The organism is Actinoplanes sp. NPDC051494 (assembly GCF_044454705.1).
Taxonomy (GTDB): Bacteria; Actinomycetota; Actinomycetes; order Mycobacteriales; family Micromonosporaceae; genus Actinoplanes.
Map to the genome: position 1 here is coordinate 278,442 of NZ_JBITDZ010000001.1, position 24,549 is coordinate 302,990.

At 72.6% G+C, this 24,549-nt stretch carries 20 protein-coding genes; 11 read left to right on the forward strand and 9 right to left on the reverse strand.

The features are described 5' to 3' along the window. Positions 1 to 7: 7 nt before the first annotated feature. Together ACIA6A_RS01290 and ACIA6A_RS01295 are read right to left on the reverse strand one after the other, a co-directional pair. A complete protein-coding gene (locus ACIA6A_RS01290; protein ID WP_396095358.1) occupies positions 8 to 997 on the reverse strand; it encodes a zinc-binding dehydrogenase in 990 nt (329 codons plus the stop codon). 1 nt (position 998) lies between these two features. Next, positions 999 to 2,393, reverse strand: coding sequence for an isocitrate lyase/phosphoenolpyruvate mutase family protein (locus ACIA6A_RS01295; RefSeq protein ID WP_396095359.1), 1,395 nt, complete (start codon positions 2,391 to 2,393; stop codon positions 999 to 1,001). Between the two features lie 63 nt (positions 2,394 to 2,456). Here ACIA6A_RS01295 and ACIA6A_RS01300 point away from each other — a divergent pair, with 63 nt between their 5' ends. Continuing rightward, positions 2,457 to 3,158 (forward strand): ArsR/SmtB family transcription factor, encoded by a 702-nt coding sequence (locus ACIA6A_RS01300; RefSeq protein ID WP_396095360.1) that lies wholly within the window; start codon positions 2,457 to 2,459, stop codon positions 3,156 to 3,158. Here ACIA6A_RS01300 and ACIA6A_RS01305 read toward each other — a convergent pair. Genes ACIA6A_RS01305 through ACIA6A_RS01315 form a run of 3 tightly spaced genes read right to left on the reverse strand, consistent with a single transcriptional unit; the run spans position 3,115 to position 5,802 of the window. Then, positions 3,115 to 4,059, reverse strand: a complete 945-nt coding sequence (locus ACIA6A_RS01305) for an ornithine cyclodeaminase family protein (protein WP_396095361.1) — start codon at positions 4,057 to 4,059, stop codon at positions 3,115 to 3,117. The genes ACIA6A_RS01300 and ACIA6A_RS01305 overlap by 44 nt on opposite strands. Before the next feature lie 4 nt (positions 4,060 to 4,063). Further along, positions 4,064 to 5,155: an alanine racemase gene (locus ACIA6A_RS01310; RefSeq protein WP_396095362.1), complete on the reverse strand. Its 1,092-nt coding sequence runs from the start codon at positions 5,153 to 5,155 to the stop codon at positions 4,064 to 4,066. Continuing rightward, complete coding sequence (locus tag ACIA6A_RS01315) at positions 5,152 to 5,802, reverse strand: transcriptional regulator (protein ID WP_396095363.1); 651 nt, start codon at positions 5,800 to 5,802, stop codon at positions 5,152 to 5,154. The genes ACIA6A_RS01310 and ACIA6A_RS01315 overlap by 4 nt, the downstream gene beginning before the upstream one ends. A gap of 242 nt (positions 5,803 to 6,044) precedes the next feature. On the opposite strand from ACIA6A_RS01315, the gene ACIA6A_RS01320 reads away from it, so the two are divergent. Then, positions 6,045 to 6,239, forward strand: a complete 195-nt coding sequence (locus tag ACIA6A_RS01320) for a hypothetical protein (protein WP_396095364.1) — start codon at positions 6,045 to 6,047, stop codon at positions 6,237 to 6,239. Further along, positions 6,236 to 6,637, forward strand: coding sequence for a hypothetical protein (locus ACIA6A_RS01325; protein ID WP_396095365.1), 402 nt, complete (start codon positions 6,236 to 6,238; stop codon positions 6,635 to 6,637). Before ACIA6A_RS01320 ends, ACIA6A_RS01325 begins: the two co-directional genes overlap by 4 nt. Before the next feature lie 43 nt (positions 6,638 to 6,680). On the opposite strand, the gene ACIA6A_RS01330 is transcribed toward ACIA6A_RS01325, so the two are convergent. Beyond that, positions 6,681 to 7,568, reverse strand: coding sequence for an aldo/keto reductase (locus ACIA6A_RS01330; RefSeq protein ID WP_396095366.1), 888 nt, complete (start codon positions 7,566 to 7,568; stop codon positions 6,681 to 6,683). A 106-nt stretch (positions 7,569 to 7,674) separates the two neighbouring features. Between ACIA6A_RS01330 and ACIA6A_RS01335 the strand changes: the two genes are divergently transcribed. The 3 genes from ACIA6A_RS01335 to ACIA6A_RS01345 all read left to right on the forward strand — a co-directional run bounded on the left by ACIA6A_RS01335 (position 7,675) and on the right by ACIA6A_RS01345 (position 10,930). Beyond that, on the forward strand, positions 7,675 to 8,103 hold the full coding sequence (locus tag ACIA6A_RS01335) for a Fur family transcriptional regulator (protein ID WP_396095367.1): 429 nt from the start codon (positions 7,675 to 7,677) through the stop codon (positions 8,101 to 8,103). A gap of 29 nt (positions 8,104 to 8,132) precedes the next feature. After that, the gene (gene katG, locus ACIA6A_RS01340) at positions 8,133 to 10,370 is read left to right on the forward strand and encodes a catalase/peroxidase HPI (protein WP_396095368.1); all 2,238 of its coding nucleotides are present in this window, start codon (positions 8,133 to 8,135) and stop codon (positions 10,368 to 10,370) included. A gap of 161 nt (positions 10,371 to 10,531) precedes the next feature. After that, the gene (locus ACIA6A_RS01345; protein WP_396095369.1) at positions 10,532 to 10,930 is read left to right on the forward strand and encodes a hypothetical protein; all 399 of its coding nucleotides are present in this window, start codon (positions 10,532 to 10,534) and stop codon (positions 10,928 to 10,930) included. A gap of 59 nt (positions 10,931 to 10,989) precedes the next feature. On the opposite strand, the gene ACIA6A_RS01350 is transcribed toward ACIA6A_RS01345, so the two are convergent. Continuing rightward, positions 10,990 to 13,323, reverse strand: coding sequence for an ROK family protein (locus ACIA6A_RS01350; RefSeq protein WP_396095370.1), 2,334 nt, complete (start codon positions 13,321 to 13,323; stop codon positions 10,990 to 10,992). A gap of 247 nt (positions 13,324 to 13,570) precedes the next feature. On the opposite strand from ACIA6A_RS01350, the gene ACIA6A_RS01355 reads away from it, so the two are divergent. After that, positions 13,571 to 14,833, forward strand: a complete 1,263-nt coding sequence (locus ACIA6A_RS01355; protein WP_396095371.1) for an MFS transporter — start codon at positions 13,571 to 13,573, stop codon at positions 14,831 to 14,833. A gap of 11 nt (positions 14,834 to 14,844) precedes the next feature. Next, positions 14,845 to 16,596, forward strand: coding sequence for a glycoside hydrolase family 3 protein (locus ACIA6A_RS01360; protein WP_396095373.1), 1,752 nt, complete (start codon positions 14,845 to 14,847; stop codon positions 16,594 to 16,596). Here ACIA6A_RS01360 and ACIA6A_RS01365 read toward each other — a convergent pair. Beyond that, a complete protein-coding gene (locus ACIA6A_RS01365) occupies positions 16,575 to 18,017 on the reverse strand; it encodes an FAD-dependent monooxygenase (RefSeq protein WP_396095375.1) in 1,443 nt (480 codons plus the stop codon). The two genes, ACIA6A_RS01360 and ACIA6A_RS01365, sit on opposite strands and share 22 nt — an antisense overlap. Before the next feature lie 507 nt (positions 18,018 to 18,524). After that, positions 18,525 to 19,145 carry a TetR family transcriptional regulator gene (locus ACIA6A_RS01370; protein WP_396095376.1) on the reverse strand — a complete coding sequence of 207 codons (621 nt, stop codon included), beginning with the start codon at positions 19,143 to 19,145 and terminating at the stop codon, positions 18,525 to 18,527. Between the two features lie 153 nt (positions 19,146 to 19,298). On the opposite strand from ACIA6A_RS01370, the gene ACIA6A_RS01375 reads away from it, so the two are divergent. From ACIA6A_RS01375 to ACIA6A_RS01385, 3 genes are all read left to right on the forward strand, one after another. After that, entirely contained in the window at positions 19,299 to 21,209 is a 1,911-nt protein-coding gene (locus tag ACIA6A_RS01375) for a hypothetical protein (protein ID WP_396095377.1), read from the forward strand. Positions 21,210 to 21,264: 55 nt separating this feature from the next. After that, positions 21,265 to 23,451, forward strand: a complete 2,187-nt coding sequence (locus ACIA6A_RS01380) for a putative bifunctional diguanylate cyclase/phosphodiesterase (protein ID WP_396095378.1) — start codon at positions 21,265 to 21,267, stop codon at positions 23,449 to 23,451. An 81-nt stretch (positions 23,452 to 23,532) separates the two neighbouring features. Beyond that, entirely contained in the window at positions 23,533 to 24,441 is a 909-nt protein-coding gene (locus tag ACIA6A_RS01385; protein WP_396095379.1) for a helix-hairpin-helix domain-containing protein, read from the forward strand. The last annotated feature ends 108 nt before the right edge of the window (positions 24,442 to 24,549 follow it).

The window sequence follows — 24,549 nt, forward strand, 5'->3', positions numbered from 1 at the left end:
GTCCATCCTAGATAGTCACGACGATCTTGCCGCTGCCGCTGTTGTCCTCGAGCGCCTGGTGCGCGTCCCGGATCCGGTCCAGCGGGTACGTGCGCAACGGCCCCATGGCGAACGTTCCCGCCGCGATGCCGTCGAGGGCCCGCTGCAGGACCGGGGCGGGCAGGTCGGCGGCGTCCCCGCCGTAGCCGGTCAGGCGTACGCCGCGGGGGATGTAGGCGATCGGGTAGAACTCCGGGACCGTCCACTGATCGGACAGCATCCCGGCGAAACAGACCGTGCCGTGCACACGGGTGGCGTTCAGCGTGTCGGGCAGGGTCGGGGTGCCGACCAGTTCGAGCGCGGCGTCGACCCCGTCCGGGAGGATCCGGCGGACCTGCCGGGCCACGTCACCGTCGTCCACCAGCGGATGGTCGACACCATGCGCGGCGAGCACGTCGAGCCGGTCACGGTGGCGGGTGGTGGCCAGCACCGTGGCGCCCAGAGCCTTGGCCAGGGCCGCGGTGGCGAACCCGAGCGACGAGGTGCCACCGCGGATCAACAGGCTCTGCCCCAGCTGAAGATCAAGACCGATCGCCAGCGACCCGTACGCGGTCTGCAGCGTCTCCGGCACCGCACCGAGCACGTCCCACGGCAACTCCGAGGTGAACGGCACGATCTGCGCGCGCGGCACGACGGTGTACTCGGCGTACCCACCGTCGAAGGAGCGACCCATCCCGCCCATCAGCGCGGCCACCTGCTGACCCGGCCGCAGGTCACTGTCCGGGGCGTCGTCGACCACCCCGACGGCTTCGATGCCGGGCACGATCGGCAGGCGGGCACCCTCGGCCAGGCCCCGGCGCAGGTGCACCTCGGACCGGTTGAGCCCGAAGGCCCGGACCGCGATCCGGACCCAGCCCGGCGCGGGCCGCGGGATCGGCAGGTCCCGGATCTGCAGGTTGCCGACCGGACCCGGCTCGCTGAGCACGACCGCACGCATCGTCATCATGATGGGCGTCATCTTAATTCCTGGCCAGAGCGTCGACCGCCCCGTAACCGGGGAGCCCGTCCGGAGCCGGCTCACCGCGGGCCACGGACCGCGCGACGTCCAGTGCGGCACCGAGCGCGGCCCGGAAGAGCATCGACCCGGTGCTGATCCGGGCGACCCCGAGCCCGGCGAGGCCCGGCACCGTCATCCCGGGCAGCAGCAACACGTTCAGCGGCGCGTCCACGGCCCGGATCACCGCCCGGATCGCGTCCGGGTCCTTGATCCCGGGCGCGAACACGCCGTCGGCACCGGCGGCGACGTAGGTCCGCAGCCGGGCGACCGTGGCGTCGAGGGTGGGCGAGGACCCGAGCCAGTGGGTGTCGGTGCGGGCGTTGACGAAGAGATCCGGCGCCCGGTCCTTGATCGCCGTGATCAGGGCGGCCTGCACCTCGGGCGGAGCGAGATGGCCGCCCGGCTGCCCGCCCCCGGACGCCTGCCCGCCCCCGGACGCCTGCCCGCCCCCGGACGCCTGCCCGCCCTCGGACGCCTGGCCGGCCGCAGAGGCTTGGCCGCCCCCGGACGCCTGGCCGGCCGTAGAGGCTTGGCTGTCGGCGAGAGCCCGGCCGCGAGCGAAGGTCTCGCTGTCCGCGAGGACCTGGCTGTGGGCGAAGGCTTCACTGCCGGCGAGGACCTGGCCGCGAGCGAGGGCCTGGCTATCCGCGAACGCCTGACCGTGCGCGAAGGCCCCGCCGTCCGCGAAGGCCTGGCCATGAGCGAAGACCTCGCCGTGCGCGAAGGCCCCGCCGTCCGCGAAGGCCTGGCCATGCGCGAAGACCTCGCCGTGCGCGAAGGCCCCGCCGTCCAAAGCCGTTTGACGGTCCGCGGAGGCCGGGCCATGTGCGGGGGTCCGGCCGTCTCCGGCGTGCTGGGGATTCGGTGCGGGGTGTGCAGGGCGACGACCGGTCGGGTGTGGGTGGTGCGGTGTAGCGGCCCGGCCGTCCGCGACAGCCCAGCTGTCCGCGGGGGCATGGCGGCCTGCGAGGGGTTGGCGGGCTGCGAGGGGTTGGCGGGCTGCGAGGGGTTGGCGGGCTGCGGGGGTTCTGCTGTCCTCGATGTTCAGGCCGACTGCTCCGGCTTCGGCGAGTTCTGCGGCCAGGTCGGCGATCTCGGCTGGGCCGGCGCCGAAACCGGCTTCGATGTCGACGGTTACCAGGACTCGGAGGTGGGCCAGCCGGTGCACCAGGGCCACGGTCTCGGCCCGGCCGTGGCCCCGGCCGTCGGGCAGACCGTGCGCGGACGCGACGCCGAGGCTGGTCGTGCCCACCGCGGGGAAACCGGCACCGGCCAGGGCCGCCGCCGACGCGACGTCCCAGGCGTTGGGGAGCAGGAACGGGTCGCCGGGGCGGTGCAGGTCGTGGAAATCGGGCATGGCCCACGGTACGGCCGGGACCGTTCGGCGACCGCCGAAACGTCGCCGCCGCAGAATAGGGCCATGACCGCGTCCGCACTGGCCCGCTTCGCCGCCCTGATCGCCGACGAGACCCGGGCCTCGTTCTGCCTCGCCCTGCTGGACGGCCGGGCGTGGACCGCCGGGGAGCTGGCCGGGCATGCCGGGGTGGCTCCGGCGACCGCGACCGAGCATCTCAACAAGCTGGTTGCCGGGGGCATGCTCAGCGAGCTCCGGCAGGGCCGGCACCGTTACGTGCGCCTGGCCGACGCCCGGACCGCCCAGCTCGTCGAGGACCTGGCCGCCCACCTGCCGGCGATGCCCGGACCGCTGCCCGAACCGCCGCGTGGGCTGCGGGCGGCCACCGCCTCGGCGGCGCTGGCCCGCGGCCGGACCTGTTACGACCACCTGGCCGGGCGCCTCGGCGTGGCCGTCACGGACGCACTGGAACGCACCGGCCATCTGTCGCGCGCCGCCGGGTTCACGGTCACCGGCCCGGGGCTCGCCTGGTTGGAGTCGCTGGGCGCGGTGGCGTCGTCGCGGCGCCCGCTCGCCCGGGGCTGCGTGGACTGGACCGAACGCCGCGAGCACCTGGCCGGTGTCGCCGGGGCCGCCGTCTGCGACCACGTCCTGGCGCAGGGCTGGGTCACCCGCATCGGCACCGGTCGCGCGGTCCGGGTCACCCCGGCCGGATCCCACGGGTTCACCGGCCTGTTCGGGGCGGATCCGGCGTGGGATCCGCGCTGAGCAGGGCTTCGGCCAGGAACAGGTCCTGCAGGGCGATCCCCGAGCTGTCGAACACCGTCACGTCGCCGTCGGTGAGCCGGCCCGGTGCCCACCCGGAGAGGACGGCACCGATCGGGGCCGGGGTGATCCCCGGGACGTGCTGGTACTCGCCGATGGTGACCGACTGGGCGGGCAGGTCGCAGAAGCCCCGCGCGGTGGCGAGCAGCTCGGCGGGTAGCTCGCGCTTGCCCACCGCGTCGGAGCCCATGCTCGCGACATGGGTGCCGGGCCGCACCCACGCGACGTCTAACAGCGGGGCGCGGGCAGTGGTCGCCGTGACGATGATGTCCGCGCTGGCGCAGGCGTCGGCGGCGGTCGCGAGCCGGGCGTCCAGACCCGCTTCCGCGAGCCTCGCGACGAACGCCCGGCCCCTTTCCGGCGTACGGGAGACGACGTTGACCGTCTTGACAGGACGAACCGCACTCAGCGCGAGGCATTCGTGGAAGGCCTGCTCCCCCGCCCCGAAAACGGTGAGGACACGGGCATCGGGGCGCGCGAGGACCTCGGCGGCGGCAGCGTCGGCGGCGGCCGTCCGGAACGCGTTGGCGGTGGAGGCCTCCACCACGGCCCGCAACCGGCCGGTCGCCTGGTCGAGCAGCACGATGGTCGAGCCGTGCCGGGCCAGCCCGTGGGTCGCGTTGGCGGGCCAGTAGCTGCCCACCTTGACCCCGGTCAGCCCGGTCGCGGCCGCGGACTTGACGGTGAACCTGTTCCCGGCGTCGACGGCGTGCCCCGCGACGGGCGGGAACGTCACGCTGCCGTCCCCGGCCGCCGCGATCAGGGCCCGGCGCACCGCGTCGAGGGCGAGCTCGCGGGTTACGAGCGCGGCGGTGCGCTCCTCGGTGAGAATGCGGACGGTCATCGGGTCACCAGCCCCGGACCCGCGGCCAGTAGCCGTCGATCGCCGTGGCCCGCGGGTCCGCCCGCACGTGGTAGCCGTCGTGCTGGGCGGTGGTCGCGCACGCGTGGTTCGGCAGGATGCGCACCCGGGCACCGACCGGGAGATCGGGAAGGGGCTGCCCGCTGCCCGCCCGCACCGCGAGGATCCCGTGCTCCTGCGAGGCGTCGGCCATCACCAGATCCGGGTACGCGGTGCCGTCCAGCGCGGTGACCAGGCCGTACCCCTGGTCGACGGGTTGTCGTGCGGTGCCCCGGTCCCGTGAGGTCGCCATCCAGCCGCCGTCGGTCATGATCCAGCCCCGCTCCGCCCGGTGCCCGATCACGGTGACCACCACCGAGGCGGCCAGATCCTCCACCCGGCACACCCCGATCCCGGCCATCACCAGGTCGAACAGCACATAGTTGCCGGCCCGCACCTCGGTCACCCCGGTCAGGTCCCGGGCGACGTGCGCGGTGGGGGTCGACCCCACGCTGACGACCGGGCACGCATGCCCGGCTCGGCGCAACCGTTCGGCGGCGGCGACGGCGACCGCCCGCTCGTGCTCCGCGGCCGCTTCGAGCTCGGCCACGGACCGGGCGTAGTAGGACTCCCCCGCGTGCACCAGCACCCCGACGACGTCGGTGATCCCCGCGATCCGTTCCAGGGTGGGGTCGTCCGGGGCCAGACCGCCACGGTGCCCGTCACCGTCGATCTCGATCAGCGCGGGGACCCGCCCCGCCACCGCCTCGGCCTGCTCGACGCTGTCCAGCAGCACAGTCACCCGGGCATCGATGGCGAGGACGTCGTCGACCTTGGCCGGGGAGATGCCGACCGCGTACAGGATGTCGGTGAACCCGGCGGCGGCGAACGCCCCGGCCTCGGCCAGCGTGGACACCGTGATCGGTCCCGGCCGGTCACCGAGGATCAGTCGCGCCACGTCCACCGACTTCGTGGTCTTGAGGTGTGGCCGCAACGTCACCCCCAGAGCGGCCGTCCGGGCGGCCAGGCGGGCGATGTTGGCCTCGGCCACGGACCGGTCCAGCAGCAGATAGGGGGTTCGCGGATCGTGCAGGTTCATGTCGACTCCGAGATGTGGCGGCGGACCTCGGCGAGATCCGCGTAAAGGGAGGCCCGGGAGACCCCGAGCGCGGTGGCGATGCGCGACGCGGAACCGCGGACGAGGAAGGCCCCTTGCTCCTCCAGACCCAGCACGACGTGCAGCCGCTCCGCCCGGGTGAGGTCACGGGCGGGCTTGCCGATGGCCCGCTCGGCGGCCCGGACGACCGCGTCGACGACGTCCTCGAGATCGTCGCTGAACGTGGTGGTGGGCAGCTCCCGCGGGGCCAGCCCGGCCAGGTCGGCGAGCAGGTCCTGGGCCGTGCGCAACGCCGTGACGTCGATGTTGACGCAGAGCGCGCCGAAGAGGTGCCCCGCCGGATCCTTGAGCGGCAGCGTCGACGACTTGATGATCATGCCGGTCCGGGTACGGGTGACGTAGTTGAGATCGTTGACCGCCTCGTCGCCCTGGGCCAGCACGGACAGGCCGATCTCACTCATCGCCCCGCCGGCCCGCCGGCCGGTCAGGCTCCCCCCGACCGCGACCACCGAGGCGTCCGGCCGCCGGTAGTCGTGCAGCACGACCTCACACGACGCGCCGAACGTCGCCGCCAGCCCTTCGACCACCGGCACCAACGCGGCCAGAATTCCGTCCCGCACCTGCTCCATGCTGGGAGTCTAGACCAAAAGTCCAGGAGCTGGACACTCAGTCCAGAAAAATTCGTACAGGTTTTCTAATTCACCGGCTTGCATCCCCGGCGGGGGTTGGCGTTAGACTACTTTGCATGGGGCAACCCTTCGCGAACCTCGATCCAACGGAGAGCAGCCCGGCACCTCGTCGGACGGGACAGAGCCGGACGGGACAGAGCCGGACGGGACAGGAAAGGCCCGACGGAGCTAGGATGATAGTCATGGAGCAAGAGCACGTGCCGGGGACCGGCAACACCTTGGCCGACCTCGTCGCCGGGGCCGGGATCGTGGTCACGCCCGAGGGCCTCGCCCGCGCCAAGGTCAAGATCGACGCGGCGCGAGCCCGCCTCACCCCCGAGGTGTATGACCGCATGCGGGCGCAGATCGGGCTCCCGCCGAGGTCCGCCGACGCATGAGCGACCCCGAGCACCCGCGTGGTGTCAGCCTCGTTTTCGACGCCACCGCGATACTGGCTTACGCCGACCAGTCAATTGCCGTCGGTGAAGCACTGACCCAGGTCAGCGAGAACGGCGCGGCGGCCGGGCTTCCGCTCGCCTGCCTCGTGGAAGCCGTACAGCTCGCCACCGATCGTGACCGGCTTCGCCTCCTGGCCGGCCACGAGGCCACCGTCCTCCTCGACGGCGACGCCACGGACTGGGAGGCCGTCTCGGAACTCCACGGACTCGTCGGCGCCTACTCCGCCACCAGTGCCGCCTGGGCGGCCATCGATTCCCAGACCTGGGTGCTGTCGGCTCGGCCGGATCTCTACTCGAAGCTGGATGGCGGCCAGCTCGCGATCCCGTTCGTTCATTGAGCATGACGCGAGGCCGTCCTGGGACGGCCTCGCGTCGCGGGGTTCAGTCCTCGGGGATGACCCGGTCGAACATCGCCGTACGGGGGACGTCGGGGTCGGGGCCGTTGCGGATGCCGGTGTCGAGGGCGTCGAGGGCGGCCAGCTGGCCGGCCGTCAGTTCGAAATCGAAGATGTCGAAGTTCTCGGCGATGCGGCCCGGGTTCGTGGACTTGGGGATCGCCGAGCGGCCCTGCTGGAGCTGCCAGCGCAGCATCACCTGGGCCGGGGTCTTGCCGTGCGCCGCCGCGATCGCCGCGATCGCCGGGTCCTGCAGGACGTTGCGGCGTTGTTCACCCCAGCCGGGGTAGAACGTGATGCCGCCGATGGGTGACCAGGCCTGGGTGAGGATGCCGTGCTCCGCGTCCACCTTCTGGACGTCCGGCTGGGCGAAGTACGGGTGCAGCTCGATCTGGTTGACCGCCGGCACGATCTCGGTGCGGGCGAGCAGGTCGGTGAGGTGGTGGCGCATGAAGTTGCTGACGCCGATCGCCCGGACGCGGCCGTCGGCGAGGAGCTTCTCGAGGGCCTGGTACGCGGCGACCGTACGATCGAAGCGGTCCGTGGCCGGCTGGTGCAGGATCAGCAGGTCGAGCTGGTCGACGCCGAGTTTGCGGGTGGCCTTGTCGAAGGCGTGCAGCGTCTCGTCGTAACCGTAGTCGCTGACCCACACCTTGGTCTCGATGAAGACGTCGCCCCGGTCGATGCCGGAGCGGCGGATGCCGTCGCCGACCTGCCGTTCGTTGCCGTACGCCGCCGCGGTGTCGATGTGGCGGTAACCGAGGTTCAGCGCCGTCTCGACCGCGGCCGCGGTCTCCTCCGGCGGGCTCTGGAAGACGCCGAGGCCGAGCGCGGGCATGGTGACGCCGTTGTTGAGGACGAGTTCTGGGGTCATGCCCCGACGCTAGGCCACCGGCCGGGTGCGAGAGGGGTACCAGCGTTGACCCCCAGGCCGCGCGGCTAAACTTGAACTATTCCAGAAAAGGCCCTAGGTTGATCCGGTGACATCCGACTTCGAGGCACAGCTCCGGGTGGCCTCGTTGCGGGTGACCCGGCCGCGACTGGCCGTCCTCGGCGCGCTGCACGACCACCCGCACGTCGACACCGACACCATCATCGCGCTCGTGCGGGCCGAACACCCCACGGTCTCGCACCAGGCGGTGTATGACGTATTGCGTGCTCTCACGGACGCGGGTCTGGTGCGCCGCATCCAGCCCGCCGGTGCGATCGCCCGCTACGAGACCCGCGTGGGCGACAACCACCACCATGTCGTGTGCCGCTCCTGCGGCGCGATCGCCGACGTCGAGTGCGCCGTCGGCCACGCCCCCTGTCTCACGGCCTCCGACGACCACGGTTTCGTGGTCGACGAGGCGGAGGTCGTCTACTGGGGCACCTGCCCCGGCTGCGCGGCCACCAGCATCGCCCACTGATCCCGGCTCGGAAGGAAACAAACAAGCACATGAGCGACACCCAGGACAAGGGCGGCTGCCCGATCGACCACAGCTCGGTGACCGCGACCGGCAGCGAGAGCGAGAACCCGGCGATCGACGCACCGGAGCCCAAGACCGGTGGCCGGCCGCACACGAACCAGGACTGGTGGCCCAACCAGCTCGACCTGTCGGTGCTGCACGCCCACTCCGCCAAGGGCAACCCGCTGGGCGAGGACTTCAGCTACGCCAAGGCGTTCGCCGGGCTCGACGTCGAGGCGATCAAGCGGGACATCACCGAGGTGCTCACCAGCTCGCAGGACTGGTGGCCGGCCGACTTCGGCCACTACGGCGGTCTGATGATCCGGATGAGCTGGCACGCCGCCGGCACGTACCGGATCCAGGACGGCCGCGGTGGTGCCGGTGACGGCGGCCAGCGGTTCGCGCCGCTGAACAGCTGGCCCGACAACGCCAACCTGGACAAGGCCCGCCGCCTGCTGTGGCCGGTCAAGGCGAAGTACGGCCAGTCGATCTCGTGGGCCGACCTGCTCGTGCTCGGCGGCAACGTCGCGCTGGAGTCGATGGGCTTCAAGACCTTCGGTTTCGGTTTCGGCCGGCAGGACGTGTGGGAGCCCGAGGAGATCTTCTGGGGTCCCGAGGACGCCTGGCTCGGTGACGCGCGCTACGTGGGCGACGACAAGATGGCCGAGGACGTCGGCGCGACCGAGATGGGTCTCATCTACGTCAACCCCGAGGGCCCCAAGGGCAGTGCGGACTTCCGCGCCGCGGCGTACTTCATCCGGGAGACCTTCGCCCGGATGGCGATGAACGACGAGGAGACCGTCGCGCTCATCGCCGGTGGTCACACGTTCGGCAAGACCCACGGTGCCGGCCCGGCCGACACCAACGTGGGCCCGGAGCCCGAGGGCGCCGGGATCGAGACGCAGGGCCTCGGCTGGCTGAGCACGCACGGCAGCGGCAAGGGCGGCGACACCATCACCAGCGGCCTCGAGGTCACCTGGACCGACAAGCCGACCCAGTGGAGCAACCGCTTCTTCGAGATCCTTTTCGGGTACGAGTGGGAGCTCACCACCAGCCCCGGTGGCGCGAAGCAGTGGGTCGCCAAGGACGCCGAGGCGATCATCCCGGACGCGTTCGACGCGACCAAGAAGCACCTCCCGACGATGCTCACGACCGACCTGTCGCTGCGCTTCGACCCGACGTACGAGAAGATCTCGCGCCGGTTCCTGGAGAACCCCGACGAGTTCGCGCTCGCGTTCGCCAAGGCGTGGTACAAGCTCCTGCACCGTGACATGGGCCCGGTCAGCCGTTTCCTCGGCCCGTGGGTCCCCGAGGCCCAGCTGTGGCAGGACCCGGTGCCGGCCGTCGACCACGAGCTCGTGGGGGACGCCGACATCGCCGCCCTCAAGGCGAAGGTCCTGGCCTCCGGCCTGACCGTCGACCAGCTGGTCTCCACCGCCTGGTCCTCCGCGGCGACGTTCCGGTCCACCGACAAGCGCGGCGGTGCCAACGGTGCCCGGATCCGCCTCGAGCCGCAGCGCGGCTGGGAGGTCAACCAGCCCGAGCAGCTCGCGACGGTGCTGAGCACGCTCGAGGGTATCCAGGGCGAGTTCAACGCCGCCGGTGGCGCCCGGATCTCGCTCGCCGACCTGATCGTGCTGGCCGGTTCGGCCGCCGTCGAGAAGGCCGCGAAGGACGCCGGCACCGAGGTGACGGTGCCGTTCCGCCCGGGCCGCACCGACGCCACCCAGGAGCAGACCGACGTCGAGTCGTTCCGCGTCCTGGAGCCGCGCGCCGACGCGTTCCGCGGTTACCTGCGGGCCGGCGAGAAGACCCAGCCGGAGGTGCTGCTCGTCGACCGGGCGTACATGCTCGACCTGACCGCGCCCGAGATGACCGTCCTCATCGGTGGTCTGCGCTCGCTCGGCACCAACGTCGGTGGCGGCAAGCACGGCGTGTTCACCGACAAGCCCGGTGTGCTCACCAACGACTTCTTCACCAACCTGCTCTCCCCCGGCACCCGGTGGGTGGCGTCGAAGTCCGACGAGCACGTGTACGAGATCCGCGACCTGGCCACCGACGAGGTGAAGTGGACCGCCACCGCGGTCGACCTCGTGTTCGGTTCCAACTCGCAGCTGCGCGCGCTCGCCGAGGTCTACGCCAGCGCCGACGCCCGCGACAAGTTCGTCACGGACTTCGTGGCCGCGTGGACCAAGGTCATGGAGCTCGACCGCTTCGATCTCGTCTGATCCAGCACGATCCTGATTCAGCACGATCCTGATTCAGCACTGCCTGAGGAGCCCGGCCGGTCACAGACCGGCCGGGCTCCTGCGTCTGTGTAGGTCCGGTGTAGATGGCGATGTTTGCCTGTGCGGGCAGGGTTCACCGTCGTCATCGAAGGGACACACTCATGAACAAGGCACTCGGCCGGGCGATCGCGGTCACCACGGTGGCCGCCGCCTGCGTGGCGGCGCCGCTCGCCGTGCCCGCTCAGGCGGCGCCGGCTCCGGCGGGCGACGCCACCGTCCAGAGCTGTTACGGCGACGCGAAGCCGTTCCGGATCATGTCCGGCGCCCGGGTGCCGGGGCAGGGCTGGCTCTTCACCACGTCCAGCTGCTCCGACATCAACATCCGGCCCACCGGCACCAAGTCGGTCCGGGTGTGCTTCCAGCGCACCGGCACCTGCAACAGCTGGAAGACGGCATACCAGAACCAGTGGAACGTCATCGCGACGAACGTCCTGGACGGCGCCGCCTACGCCATCGAGACGCAGACCGCCGGCTACTTCGACGGCTACCGGGCCGACTGACTCCGGACGGCGCAGCCCACCCCGCCGACCGCGCACCGGCGGGGTGGGCTCCGGCGATGTCAGAGCAGGGATGCGATGGCGCCGAGGACCTCGGCGTCGGCGCCCAGGGCGCTGGGGATCACCGTCAGGCCGGCGGTGGCGCTGGGTGAGCAGTGGCGCAGCAGGGATTCGCGGACACCGTCGACGACGAACGGGCCGGCCGCGGCGAAGCCGCCGCCGACCACGACGACCGCCGGGTTGAGGACGTTGCAGAGCGAGGCCACCGAGCGGCCGATGAGGCGGCCCGCGTCGGCGAGGGCGCGCTGGACCGGGCGGTGGTGGCCGGCCGCGAGGGTGAGCAGGTCGGCCTCGGTGGGGTGGGCGGGTGCCGCACCGTGGTCGAGCAGGGCCGCGAAGTAGGCCGGGGACAGGTAGACCGACAGGCAGCCCCGGCTGCCGCAGACGCAGAACGGGCCGACCTCGCGCACGTTGAGGTGGCCGACCTCGCCGGCGTAGCCGATGGCGCCGCGGTGCATGCGGCCGGCGGCGATGATGCCGGCCCCGGTGTACTGGTCGGCGCGCAGGTAGAGCAGGTCCCGGGCGCCGCTGCGGCGGCTCTCGGCGAGGGCGGCCAGGTCGGCGTTGTTCTCGGCGGTGACCGGGACGCCCAGCACCGCCGCGATCTCGTCGGACGGGTTGAAGCCGGCGAACATGGGCAGCACCCCGCGGGTGCCGAAGCGGCCGGTGGCCGGGTCGACCGGGGCGGGCACGCTGACCGCGGCGGCGCGCAGGTCGGCGAGCCGGTGACCGGCGCCCAGGATCAGGTCGCGGCCGAATTCCCCGGCGCGGCGCAGGTGGGTGGCGCCGTCGAGACCGATGGGTACGGCCGTCGTCGCGTCGTGGCGTACGGTGCCGCCGCCGTCGGTGATGACGGCCCGGATGCCGGACGCGCTGATGGCGAGGCCCAGCAGCAGGCCCGGGGGTGCGGCGAGCCGGTAGCGCGGCGACGGCCGGCCGGCGCGGCGTTCGGTGGGCGGCGGTGCGGTGGTCTCGACGGTGCCGGCCGCGGCGAGTTCGGCGAGGAGCTCGATGACCGCGGCGCGGGGCAGGCGGGTGAGTCTGACGATGTCGCTGCGTTCGGTCGCGCCGCGGGTGTGCAGCAGGTCGGTGATCATGCCGCGGCGCACGGCGCGTTCGCGGCGGCCCGGGGAGGCGTGTTCGTCCGGGGCGGTGTCGAAGACCCGGCTGCCGCGGGCGGCGGGGGTGGCGTCGACCGCGGCGGTGACCGCGCCGACGATCGGGGCGCGGCCGTGGAGCGCGCCGGCCCGCACCTCGGTGGCGTCGGCGACCTCGGGCTGGGCGTAACGGCGCAGGGATTCGCGGACACCGGTGATGATGGTGCCCTCGGGCTCGATCAGCGGGCCGTCGAGCACGACCAGGGACGGGTTGATCGAGTTGGCCAGGTCGGCGACGACCCGCCCGATCATGCGGCCGGCGTCGGCGAGGACCCGTTCGGCGGCGGCGTCGCGGCGGGCGAGGCCGGTGACCTGTTCGGCGGTGAGCGTCTCGCCGTACGTGGTGGCGAGCACGGCCAGGATCTCGCGGGGTGAGGCGATGGTCTCGAGGCAGCCGCGGTTGCCGCAGCGGCACAGCGCGCCGGTCTCGTCGACCTGGACGTGGCCGATCTCGCCGGCCGCACCGGTGGCCCCGTGGTGCACGTGGCCCTCCAGCAGCAGGCCGCAGCCGATGCCGGTGTTGATCCGCAGGTAGCAGACGTTCTGGTGGCCGCCGGCGGCGCCGTGGGCCACCTCGCCGATGAGGCTCAGGTCGGCGTCGTTGCGCACGGTGACGCGGTGCCCGAGGCGCCGGGTGAGTTCGGCCGCCGGGACGACGTTGCTCCAGCCGGGCAGCACGCTGCTGGCCACGATCGCGCCGGTGGCGGTGGAGATCGGCGCCGAGAAACCGACGACGGTGGACCAGATCCGGCCCGGCTCGTGCGACGACGTCGCCTCGGCGACACAGCCGCGGATCAGGTCGGCGACGGCGTCGAGGTCGGCCGCCACGGAGCTGTGGTCGAGGTCGCGGTCGTGCTCGACGAGGATCGTGCCGGTCAGGTCGGCGACCGCGACGCGCACCCCCGTACCGTTGACGACGGCGCCGACGACGCAGCCGGCGGCGGGTCCCAGCGTGAGCAGCCGGGCCGGGCGTCCGGGTCCGGTGGCCGGGCCGGCCGCGCCCTCGGCGAGCAGACCGGCGGTGATCAGCTCGGTGACCAGGCCGTTGACGGTGACCCGGGCCATGCCGGTGCGGCGGCCGAGTCCGGCGCGGCTGATCCCACCGGTCTCGCGGACCAGGGAGAGCAGGTAGTCGCGGCTGACGACGTGGACACGCCGGCCGCCCGGGCGGGGGGTCATGGACCCAGAGTACGCCCGGGGTTCTGCCGTAAACAGACGTAATTGCGGGTGCCGGGATCACCTAAAACGGACAGAAAGCCCCCAAAGAGCGAGCGGATACGAAACGCATAGCTAATTCAACGGAAACTGGGCCGTCATTTGGCCTTGGATTAGCGGCATTCCGATCGATAACTTCGAGGACGAGGCCGCCGGTGGGAGGCGGACAGTCCCAGGTACATCGAGGTGCGTGATGACCACAGTCGAACCCATGACGGACGTACGAACCACCGCGGTGGCCCCCGACCGGCCGGATGCCCCGGCCCGGCTGATCGCCGCCATGGCGTTCGCCCAGCTCGGCATCTATGTCGCCGTGCTGACCCCGGTGGTGGTGACCCTGTCGATCCGGGTCGCCCAGATCGCCCCGGACAACCGCAACTCCGCGCTCAGTTCCGTACTCTCCGTCGGTGCCCTTCTCGCCCTGATCGGCAATCCGTTCTTCGGCGCGATGTCGGACCGCACCACCTCCCGATTCGGCCGGCGGCGCCCGTGGCTGATCGGCGGCATCCTGGTCGGCGCACTCGGCCTGCTGGTCGTCGCGACCGGCGGCAGCGTGCTGGTGCTGACCGCCGGCTGGGCCCTCGCCCAGCTCGGCATCAACGCCTCCCTGTCGACCATCACCGCGCTGATCCCGGACCAGATCCCGCAGCACCAGCGCGGCCGGGTCAGCGGCATCCTCGGCCTGATGACCTCGGTGGCGATCCTGGTCGGCACCGGGCTCGCGGCGCTGCTGTCCGGCAAGACGTTCCTGATGTTCATGGTGCCCGCGCTGATCGGCGTCGTCTCGGTCGCGCTGCTCGTGACGGTCGTCAAGGACCGTCCGGCCCAGAAGGGCACGTTCGGCCGGTACACGCTCAAGGAGTTCGGCCGGACGTTCTACATCAACCCGCGGCGGCACCCCGACTTCGCGTGGAACGTGCTCAGCCGGTTCATGGTCTGGATGGGCATCGCGTCGCTCACGTCGTACCAGGCGTACCTGCTGATCGACCGGTTCGGGTACACCACCGACAACGTCGCCGGCGCGGTGCTGATCGCCACGGTGCTGACCACCGCCGGCATGCTGATCGGCTCGACGTTCGGCGGGTGGCTCTCCGACCGTACGGGCAAGCGCCGTCCGTTCGTCTTCGTGGCCGGCGCCGTCGTCGCCGTCTCGTTGCTGATCATCGGATTCACCGACAATTTCGGGATCTTCCTCGCCACCGCCGCCCTGTTCGGCCTCGGTGAGGGTCTCTACCTGGCCGTCGACCTGGCGCTCGCCACCGACGTGCTGCCGAACCCGGACGACGCGGCGAAGGACATGGGCGTCATGAACATCGCCAACGCGCTCCCGCAGTCCCTGGTGCCGATCATCGCCGCCCCCATCCTGGCCATCGGCGCCGGTCCGGGCAGCAACTACGGCGCCCTGTTCCTGTTCGGGGCGGTCATGGCGCTCGTCGGCTCCGTCCTCGTCCACTTCATCCGCGGCGCTCGCTGAAAGGCCGGACCATGTTCCCGTACGAAAACCCCGATCTCGGTGTCGAGGAGCGCGTCAGCGATCTGCTGGACCGCCTCACCCTGGCCGAGAAGGCCGGTCTGATGTTCCACACGATGGCGGCGGTCAACCCGGACGGCACGCTGTACGAACCGGCCGGCGCGGCACCCGACATGTTCCCCTCGACCGACTGGCTGGTCCGCGAGCAGCTCGTCAACCACGTCAACATCCTGACCCTGCGGCCGACCACGCCGACCCGGATCGCCGAGTGGCACAACCGGGTCCAGGAGCTCGCGCGGACCACCCGGCTCGGCATCCCGGTCACCGTCTCCACCGACCCGCGCCACGGCGTGCTCGACAATCCGGCGACCAGCGCGGCGGCCGGCGGTTACTCGCTGTGGCCCGAGCCGATCGGCTTCGGCGCGATCAAGGACCCGGCGGTGCTGCGGCGCTTCGCCGACGTGGCCCGCCAGGAGTACCTCGCCACCGGCATCCGGGTCGCGCTGCACCCGATGGCCGACCTCGCGACCGAGCCCCGCTGGGCGCGCACGAGCGGCACCCTGGGCTCCGACGCCGATGTGGTGTCCGCGCTGATCACGGCCTACGTCGAGGGCTTGCAGGGCGCGTCGCTCACCGGCGACAGCGTGGCCGCGATGGTCAAGCACTTCCCCGGCGCCGGGCCACAGATGAACGGCGAGGACGCGCATTTCCCGTACGGGCGTGAGCAGGTCTACCCCGGCGGCCGGTGGGATCTGCACCTCAAGCCGTTCGAGGCGGCGTTCGCGTCCGGGGTCGCCCAGGTCATGCCGTACTACGGGATGCCGGTCGGCACGCCGTACGAAGAGGTCGGCTTCAGCTTCAGCCACGGCATCGTCCAGGGGCTGCTGCGCGACCACTACGGCTTCGACGGTGTCGTCTGCACCGACTGGGGCCTGGTCACCGACGCCGACAACGTGATGGGCGCGCCGATGCCGGCCCGCGCCTGGGGCGTCGAGAACCTCTCCCGCCTCGAACGGGTCGAGAAGATCCTCAACGCGGGCGTGGACCAGCTCGGCGGCGAGTACTGCGCGGAACTGATCGTCGAGCTCGTCGCATCCGGCCGGATCGGCACCGACCGCGTCGACGTGTCCGTGCGCCGGATCCTGCGCGACAAGTTCCGCCTCGGCCTGTTCGACGAACGCCGTTTCGTCGACACCACCGTGGTCGCCTCCACCGTCGGCACCCCGGAGTTCATGGCGGCCGGCCTCGACGCCCAGCGCAGGTCGGTCGTCGTCCTGCGCAACGACGCCCTGCTCCCGCTGGCCGAGGGCACGTCGGTCCACCTCGACGGGGTCGACCCCGCGGTCGCCGCCCGCTACGCCACGGTGGTCGGCACCCCGGCCGAGGCGGACGTCGCGATCGTGCGGCGCGGCGCTCCGTTCGAGCAGCGCGGCGGCGGCTTCGAGGCGTTCTTCCACGCCGGCCGCCTCGACTACACCGATGAGGAACTCGCCCCGCTGCGCACGCTGGACCTGCCCACGGTCGTCGACGTGATGCTGGACCGCCCGGCCGTCCTCACCGGGATCGACTCAGCGGCCCTGACCGGCACGTTCGGCGCGAGCGACGAGGCGCTGCTGGACATCCTGTTCGGCCGCTTCCCGGCGACGGGCACGCTCCCGTTCGAGCTGCCGTCGTCCATGGCGGCCGTCGAGGCGTCGCGCGAGGACGTACCGAACGACACGGTCGCGCCGCTGTTCGCGTACGGTCACGGGCTCTCGATCCAGTAGTCCAGCGCCTCCTGGAGTCCGTCGGCCGTGTCGCCCTGCCAGGCGACATAGCCGTCGGGACGTACCAGCATCGCCGTCGGGGCGGCCGGGTCGACATGATGATCGGCCCGCCCCGGCGTGAGATTCCCGGTCGGGTCGATCAACAGGGGGCGGCCCGACCGGGTCACCTCCCGCAACCCCGGCAGATCCGGGGCGAGCCGCCCGACCAACGGGCCGGTCGCCGCCCCCATGTCGTAGACCACGTCGGTGCCGGCCAGCAGAGCGGCGAGACGCACCCGGGTCGACGGCAGTGCCACCAGCTCCCCGAACAGCTCCCGCAGCGCGGTCACCTCACCGCCGGGTCCGATCAGGACGGACTGGGCCCGGGTGTGCATGGTCACCCGCTGCGCGGCGGGACGGCGTTCACTCTCGTACGTGTCCAGCAGCCCCTTCCTCGCGACGCCGCGCACCTCGGCGGCCAGCTTCCACCCCAGGTTGACCGCGTCCTGCAGCCCCAGGTTGAGGCCGGGGCCGCCGATCGCGGAATGCACGTGCGCGGCGTCGCCGAGCAGCAGCACCCGGCCCTGCCGATACCGTTGCGCGAGCCGGGTGTTGCCCCCTTCCAACCGGCGCATCAGATGCGGCCCCGGCCCGGTCGGCGCCCGCAACCCGACCCGGCCACCGGTGACCCGTTCCACGCTGGCCGCCAGCTCCGCCAGCGTCGCCTCGCCCCCGGCCGGCCGGCCCCACTCCGCCGTGGACACCATCGGATCCCGCCCCGGCGGCTGCGCCCAGACGATCACCCCACGATCGGTGCGGGTGTGCCGGAACGGGGGCACCGTGCCGTACCCGTCGATGACGAGCCCGCCGTCCCCGTCGACCACCGCCGGATCCACCGCGACATGCCCGGTCAGCCACACCGACGCGTCGGTGGTGACGCCGGGGAAAGCGATCCCCGCGAGCTTGCGCACGGTGCCGCGGCCCCCGTCCGCGCCGACCAGGTAGGCGGCTTCGACCGGCGGCCGGTCCCGCAGATGCACGGTCACGGACCGCTCGTCCTGCTCCAGCCCGACGACCTCGTGGTCCCGCAGGATCTCCACACCCAGCTCGGCGGCACGCTCGGTGAGCATCTGCTCGATCCGGCGCTGCGGCACCATGAGGGTGAACAAGCTGTGGTCCCCGATGCCGGTCAGATCGAGCGGGAAGGCCCCGAAGACGAAACCCTCGGCCGGCACGGGCGGTGTGGCGTCCCCGGTCAGGCGTTCATAGAGCCCACGCCGGTCCAGCACCCGCACGACCTGCCCGACGAGGCCGTTCGCCCGCTGCTCGGTGGTCGGGCCGGTCAGTTTCTCCAGCACGACCGGCCGGACGCCGGCGAGGGCGAGCTCACAGGCAAGCATCAACCCGTTCGGTCCGGCACCAGCGATAACTACATCAATCACAATAAATCCCTTCCATGGGTACGGGTCATCAGCCCACGTCTCCGCAGGCGCGATCTTCAATGGACAGCCGCCATCAACCCGCCCGCCCACGTCCCGTGCAGGGCACGTTCGTGCGCGCCCGGACGTGCAGCACGCAGCCGCGGTCAGGCCGGGTCGAGCCGGGTCCGGGTCGGCGCCCAGGACGGGTCCGGGTCGGCGGCCAGGACGGGTCCGGGTCGGCGGCCAGGACGGGTCCGGGTCGGCGGCTGCGGTGAGGCTGGGCCAGATGCGGTCGGGGTCGGGGCGGTGGTCAGTCCCGGCTGCGGTTTCGCGAGGCCAGGATCAGACGGGGCCGAATCGGCGCCGGGTCAGGTCGGGTCCCGGGGGCCGGGTCGGGTCGGGGGGCCGGGTCGGGTCGAGGGGCCGGGCCGGGTCGGGTCGGGGGGTCGGGCCGGGCCGGGTCGGGGGGGTCGGACCGGGGGGGGTCGGGCCGGGTCGGGTCGGGTCGGGTCGGGGGGTCGGGCCGGGTCAGGCTGGGCGTGGTGGTGGGGGCAGGCCGGCTGCGATCTGGGCCAGGGCGGCGGGGAGCAGGTCCTCCATCGGGGCCGGGATGCCGGCGCGCAGGTGGTGGTCCTGGGTGGCGTTGAGCGCCGCGATCAGCGTGGCCGCCACGAGGTGCGGGTAGAGCTCGGTCCCCGGGTCGGTGCCGGTGCGCTCGGCGACAGCGACCGCGATCTCGGCCTCGGCGATCGCCCCGGCCCGGAGCATCTCGCCGCGCAGACCGGGCTCGGCGACCATGACGCGCAGGCCGGCGATCCACTGGACCCGGTCCGGGACGGGGTGGGCCAGCACCTCGGGGCCGGACTCGTACTGACTGAGCGTGGCCCTCGTGAGCGCCGTCCACAGCGGTTCCTCCGGCGGACGGCGGCGCAGTTCGCCGGCGATCCGGAGCAGACGGTCGAGATGGCGGGAGGTGATGGCCTCGGCCTTGCTGGAAAAATAGTTGTTGAACGTGCGGGGCGAGACGCCGGCCGCGGAGGCGATCTCCTCGATCCGGACGTTGTCGAAGCCGCGCTCCACGGTCAGCCGGATCGCGGCCCAGCCGAGCGCGGCCCGGGTCTCCGCCTTCTTGGATTCTCGCAGCCCCATGCCCCCACCGTAGCTCAAGTTGCGCGCCACGCAAATATGCGGAACACGCAAGTTTCGTTGGAAGTCGACCCGGGCGGGCATTTCGGCCGTACCGCTGGATGGCACCCGACCTGGAGGCCCTCAGCCCGGGGCCTCGACTTGGAGGCACCCGCCATGCAGGGAAACGCCGAGCCCGCCAATCCCCCCGACTGGCCCGCGCCCGACACCCCGCGCCCGGAGGATGAACCGACCATCGAGATCCCGCTGACCGGCACCGACCGCGAGGGCTGGAACGGCCCGACCCTGGCCCGCGCCGCCCTCTCCCTCGCCCTGACCAACCACCGACCGGCCACCACACCGCCCGGCGCGCCCGGGGAGAGCGCTCCCCCACCGCCGGCTGCGGACCCCTGGGCCGCGGCGGACGAGCAAGGCACGCCCGCGGGCCCCGCCACCCATCCGGGACCCGAGGACACCCGCCGCCACGACGCCGACCGAGGCGATGACACCGACGTGGGCCTGGACACCGACCCGGGCCTGGACTACGACCTGGGCCATGACGCCGGTCGAGGCGATGACACCGACCTGGGCCTGGACACCGACCCGGGCCTGGACACGGACCTGGGCCATGACGCCGGCCGAGGCCACGACGCCGACCTGAGCCACGACACTGACCGAGGCCACGACGCCGACCTGAGCCATCACCCCAGACGAAGCCACGACGCCGACCTGGGCCACTACGCCGGACGAAACCGTGACGCCGGCCGGGGCCATGACGCCAACCTGGGACTGGACATCTTCTCGAGCCCGGACGACCGCCCGGAACCGGAAAGCCGCCCGGAACACGAAGGCCACTCGGGGCCGGGAGACCAGCACGGCCACACCGGCCCGCACCGCCCCGCGGATCTGGGCGACTATGTGGTCACCGGCCCGGCGGCGAGCCGCGATGAGCGTGAACCCGGACCGGACGGTGCGGCCGCCGGGCGCGGGCCGCGGAAGGACAGACCGTTCGTTCTCCCGTCGTGGCCGGCGGGTACCCCGGAGCATGTCTGGGCAGCGGCCCCCTTCTCGACCCGGGGCGGGCGGACGGCGGCGCCCGGTGTTCCGGCCGCGGGAACCGGACCGCACACCGGCACCGGCCGAACCGCGGACAGCGACCGGACCACGGACAGCGACCGGACCACGCACGGCGACCGGACCACGGACAGCGACCGGACCACGCACGGCGACCGGACCATGAACAGCAGGCTGGCCACGGGAAGCGGGCCGGGTGTGGGGAGCGGGCCGGGTGCGGGGAGCGGGGAGGGACGGGGCAGCGGCGTGGAGCCGGCCGGCGGGCCCGGGAACCGGTGGCTGGTCGGGGCCGGGGTGGTGGCCGTCGTGCTGGTGCTCGCCGGGATCGCCGTGGTCACCGTCGGGCCGGGTGGGTCGGCCGCCGGGGACGGGCACCGGCAGTGGGCGCCGCCCGCCGCCGCCGCGCGGGTGTCGCATGTTGCCACGGCGCCGCGCGGAGGTCGTACCGCCGCCGGTTTCGAGGTGGTGGACGGGGCACGGACCGTGAGTCTTCGCACCGCCGATCTCGGCGACGGGTTGTATCGGATCAGCACCCCGGAGGGACAGGCCGCCGCCCCGGACGCCGAGGACCGCGACGGCCGGATCCGGTTGCGGCTGGAGGGGGATCCGGATGCGGTGGAGATCGTGCTCAGTGACCGGGTGCGGTGGGATCTGCGGATGGCCGGCGGGGTGGAGCACAGCACCATCGACCTGCGCGGCGGACGGGTCGGGGCGGTCGACATCAGCGGGGGCGCCGGCCGGATCGATCTGACGTTGCCGCCGCCGGACGGGACCCTGAACGTACGGATGTCGGGTGGGGTCAATCTTCTCGAGGTGCGCACGGCCGAGGCGGTGCCGGTGCGGTTGCGGGTCGGCCGCGGAGCCGGGCAGGTGACGTTCGACGGGCTGCGGCATCAGGGCGTCGGCGCCGGGGAGACGTTCTCGACGCGCAGCTGGGCCGACGCCGACGACCGGGTGGACCTGGACGCGGTGGCCGGGGTCTCGGCGCTCACGGTGGCCGCCGGGCGGATCTGAGGCCGTTCCTCAAGATCTCCTCAAGCGGGCGGGTCCGGCGCCGAACAGAGCGGGTGTGCTGAGACTCGCCGACCGGTGGTGGATCCTCTGGCCGGTGATGGGCGTCGCGGCCTGCGCCGGCTATACGGCACTGCCGTCGGCGGCGCACTCCGGCATCCTCTCCGCCGTGATCGGCTACGTCGCGGTCGTGCTCACCCTGCTCGGTGTGCGGCGCAACAGGCCACCCGACCCGCGTGCGTGGCTGGTCTTCGCGGTGGGCGAATTCTTCTGGGCCACCGGCGACCTCGTGTACGCGCTCAGCCCGTCGAGCCTGTTCCCGTCGTGGGCCGACGCCTGCTACCTGTCGGCGTACCCCTTCTTCGTCCTGGCCCTGTTCCGGCTGGTGCGCGGCCGGCGGCCGAGCCGGGCCGGGCTGATCGACGCCGCGCTGATCGTCACCGGCCTGGGGCTGGTCTACTGGGTCTTCGTGATCGGCCCGATCGCCGCCGACACCTCGGCGACGGTCCTGGTCCGGCTGGCGACCATCGCGTACCCGACCGCCAGCGTCGTCATGGTCGCCGCGGTCAGCCCGCTGATCCTGCGGCGCGGGCGGCGCGGGCCGAGCGGCTGGATGCTGGCCTTCGGTTGCGTCGTGACCCTGAGCGGCAACGTCGTCTACAACGTGTTCCCCGCGCTGCTGCCGGCGTACGGCGGGTGGGTCCTCGGCTCGTTCGCCTGCGCCTACCTCTGCTGGGCGGGCGCGGCCCTGCACCCGTCCGCGCACACCCCGGACGCCCCTCGGGAACGGACCGGGTCCCGGCGGCTGCTGCTGCCCGGGCTGGCGACCATGCTGGTGCCGGCGGTGCTGTTCGTCGAAGGTGCCCAGGACCCCGACCGGGTCGACTGGCAGGCTGTCGGGATCGGTTCGACGCTGTTGGTGCTGCTGGTGATGGCCCGGCTGCTCGGGTTCGTGGCCCAGGTGCGCCGGCAGGCCGGGCAGCTCGAGGACCTGGCCCTGCTCGACCCGCTGACCGGGCTGCCGAACCGGCGGGTGTTCGAGGAGCGGCTGGCGGCGGCCGGCTCCCCGCGGGTCGCCATGCTCGACCTCAACGGCTTCAAGGACGTCAACGACCGGTTCGGGCACCCCGTCGGTGACCGGCTGCTCGAGCTGGTCGCCGGGCGCCTGGCCGGTGCGATGGGCGCCGGCGACCTGGTGGCCCGGATGGGCGGTGACGAGTTCGCCGTGCTCGTGGCGGGAGACCTGGGCGGCGCGGTCGAGCGGCTCTCCGCCTGCTTCGACCGGCCGGTCGAGGTGGACGGGCACGACCTGCTGATCGGCACCAGCATCGGCAGCGCCGACGGTACGGGCACCGGGGACCCCGGCGAGGTCCTGCGTCGTGCCGACATCGCCATGTACGCGGCGAAGCACGACGGTGTGCGGCACCGGCCCTACCTGCCGGAACTCGACGTGGTCGCGGGTGAGCAGGCCCGGCTGGGCGCGGAGCTGCGGACCGCGCTGGACACCGGTCAGTTCCGCGTCGTCTACCAGCCGATCGTGTCGCTGCCGGACGGCCGCATCGTGTCGGTGGAGGCGCTGGTGCGCTGGGAGCACCCGGAACGCGGCTTCGTCAGCCCCGCCGATTTCATCCCGGTCGCCGAGCAGAACGGGCTCATCGTCGAGCTCGGCGCCTGGATCCTGAAGACCGCGTGCGCACAGGCCGTCATGTGGCGCACCACGTACGGCGACCAGGCGCCGGAACGCATGTCGGTCAACGTGTCCGCGCGGCAGCTCGCCGAGCCCGGGTTCCCGGGCCTGGTCGCGGAGGTGCTGGCCTGGTCCGGGCTGGGCGCGCGGCACCTGATCGTCGAGGTCACCGAGACCGCGGTGTTCGGCGGCGGTCAGGCCGTGCAGGCGGTCAAGGATCTGCACGAGCTCGGCGTGCGGATCGCCCTGGACGATTTCGGTACGGGCCACTCGTCGCTGGGCCTGCTCCAGACGATCCCGGTCGATGTGCTCAAAGTGGACAAATCGTTCGTGGACAGCATCACCATGGCGGGCCGGCACGCGGTCATCGCCACCGCGCTGATCCAGGTGAGCAACGGTCTCGGCCTGCTGGCGGTGGCCGAGGGCGTGGAGACCGCGGAACAGGCGGCGGAGTTGCACCGGCTCGGCTACCGGCTCGCGCAGGGCTACCATTTCGGCAGACCAATGACCGAACCGGACTTCCTGGGCGAACGCCGGGCGGTGGTGGCACACAACTGACGGCGGTGCGTGAACGTGGCGGCGCAGCTCTCCCCTATGATGCGCGCTACATCAACGCCAAAAGCCGTCCGGAGGCAAGCCGTGGCATCGTTCCTCTTCCTCGTCGGCGGGCTCGTGGTCGGGGTGATTGCCGGCTGGCTGGCCCGGGGCATGAAGTCCGCCCCGGCGACCCCCGCAGCAGCACCGGTCGCTGAGCCGGTCACCGCCGTGATCCCCGAACCCCGTACCGCCCCCGATGAATCCAGCACCGAACCCGTCGCCGACACCGCCGTCAGCGAGCCGGAAACCGTTACCCGGCCCACCGCCGAGCCCGTCGTCACCGAGCCCGTCGTCGCCGCCGAGCCCGAGTCCGTCAAGGACCCGGAGCCCGTCGCGGCCGAGCCCGTCAAGGACCCGGAGCCCGTCAAGGACCCGGAGCCCGTCGCGGTCGCCGAGCCCGACCTGTTCGTGGAGACCACGTCGGACGCGGCTCCCGAGCCCGACCTGTTCACCGAGACCAAGCCGCCCGTCGCGGCCGAGTCTGCCGCGGCACCGAAGGCGGAGCCGTTCGTGGTCCCCGAGCCCGTCGCGGTGCAGATCGCGCCGGTCGTCGAGCCCGAGCCGGTCGTCGAGCCGGAACCCGTCGTCGAGCCGGAACCGGTGGCCGCGGCCGTCGTGCCCGTCGCCGTCGTCCCGGCCCAGGCCGTCTCGCCGGAGGACCGGGCCGTCTCCCCCGAGGACGAGGCCGTCACCCCGCAGGAACAGGCCGCCGCTCAGGCGGACGCGCCCGAGGGGTCGCTCGACCACGAGCCGGACGACCTGACCCGGATCGCCGGCATCGGCCCGAAGATGGCGATGGCCCTCGCGGCCGGCGGCATCACCACGTACGCGGAGCTCGCCGCCGCCGACGTGACCACCCTGCGCACGATGATCACCGCCGCCGGGATGCGCCTCGCGCCGACCGTCGGCACGTGGCCGGAGCGCGCCCAGGCTCTGGTAGCCGCGAAGTAACCAGTAGTGCGTGTGGGGCCCGGCCGGGAACGGCCGGGCCCCACGTGTCTTCGGCGACCCGGCGCGGCGCCGCACATGTGACCTAGTTGCCAATACTGTGCAACTGCT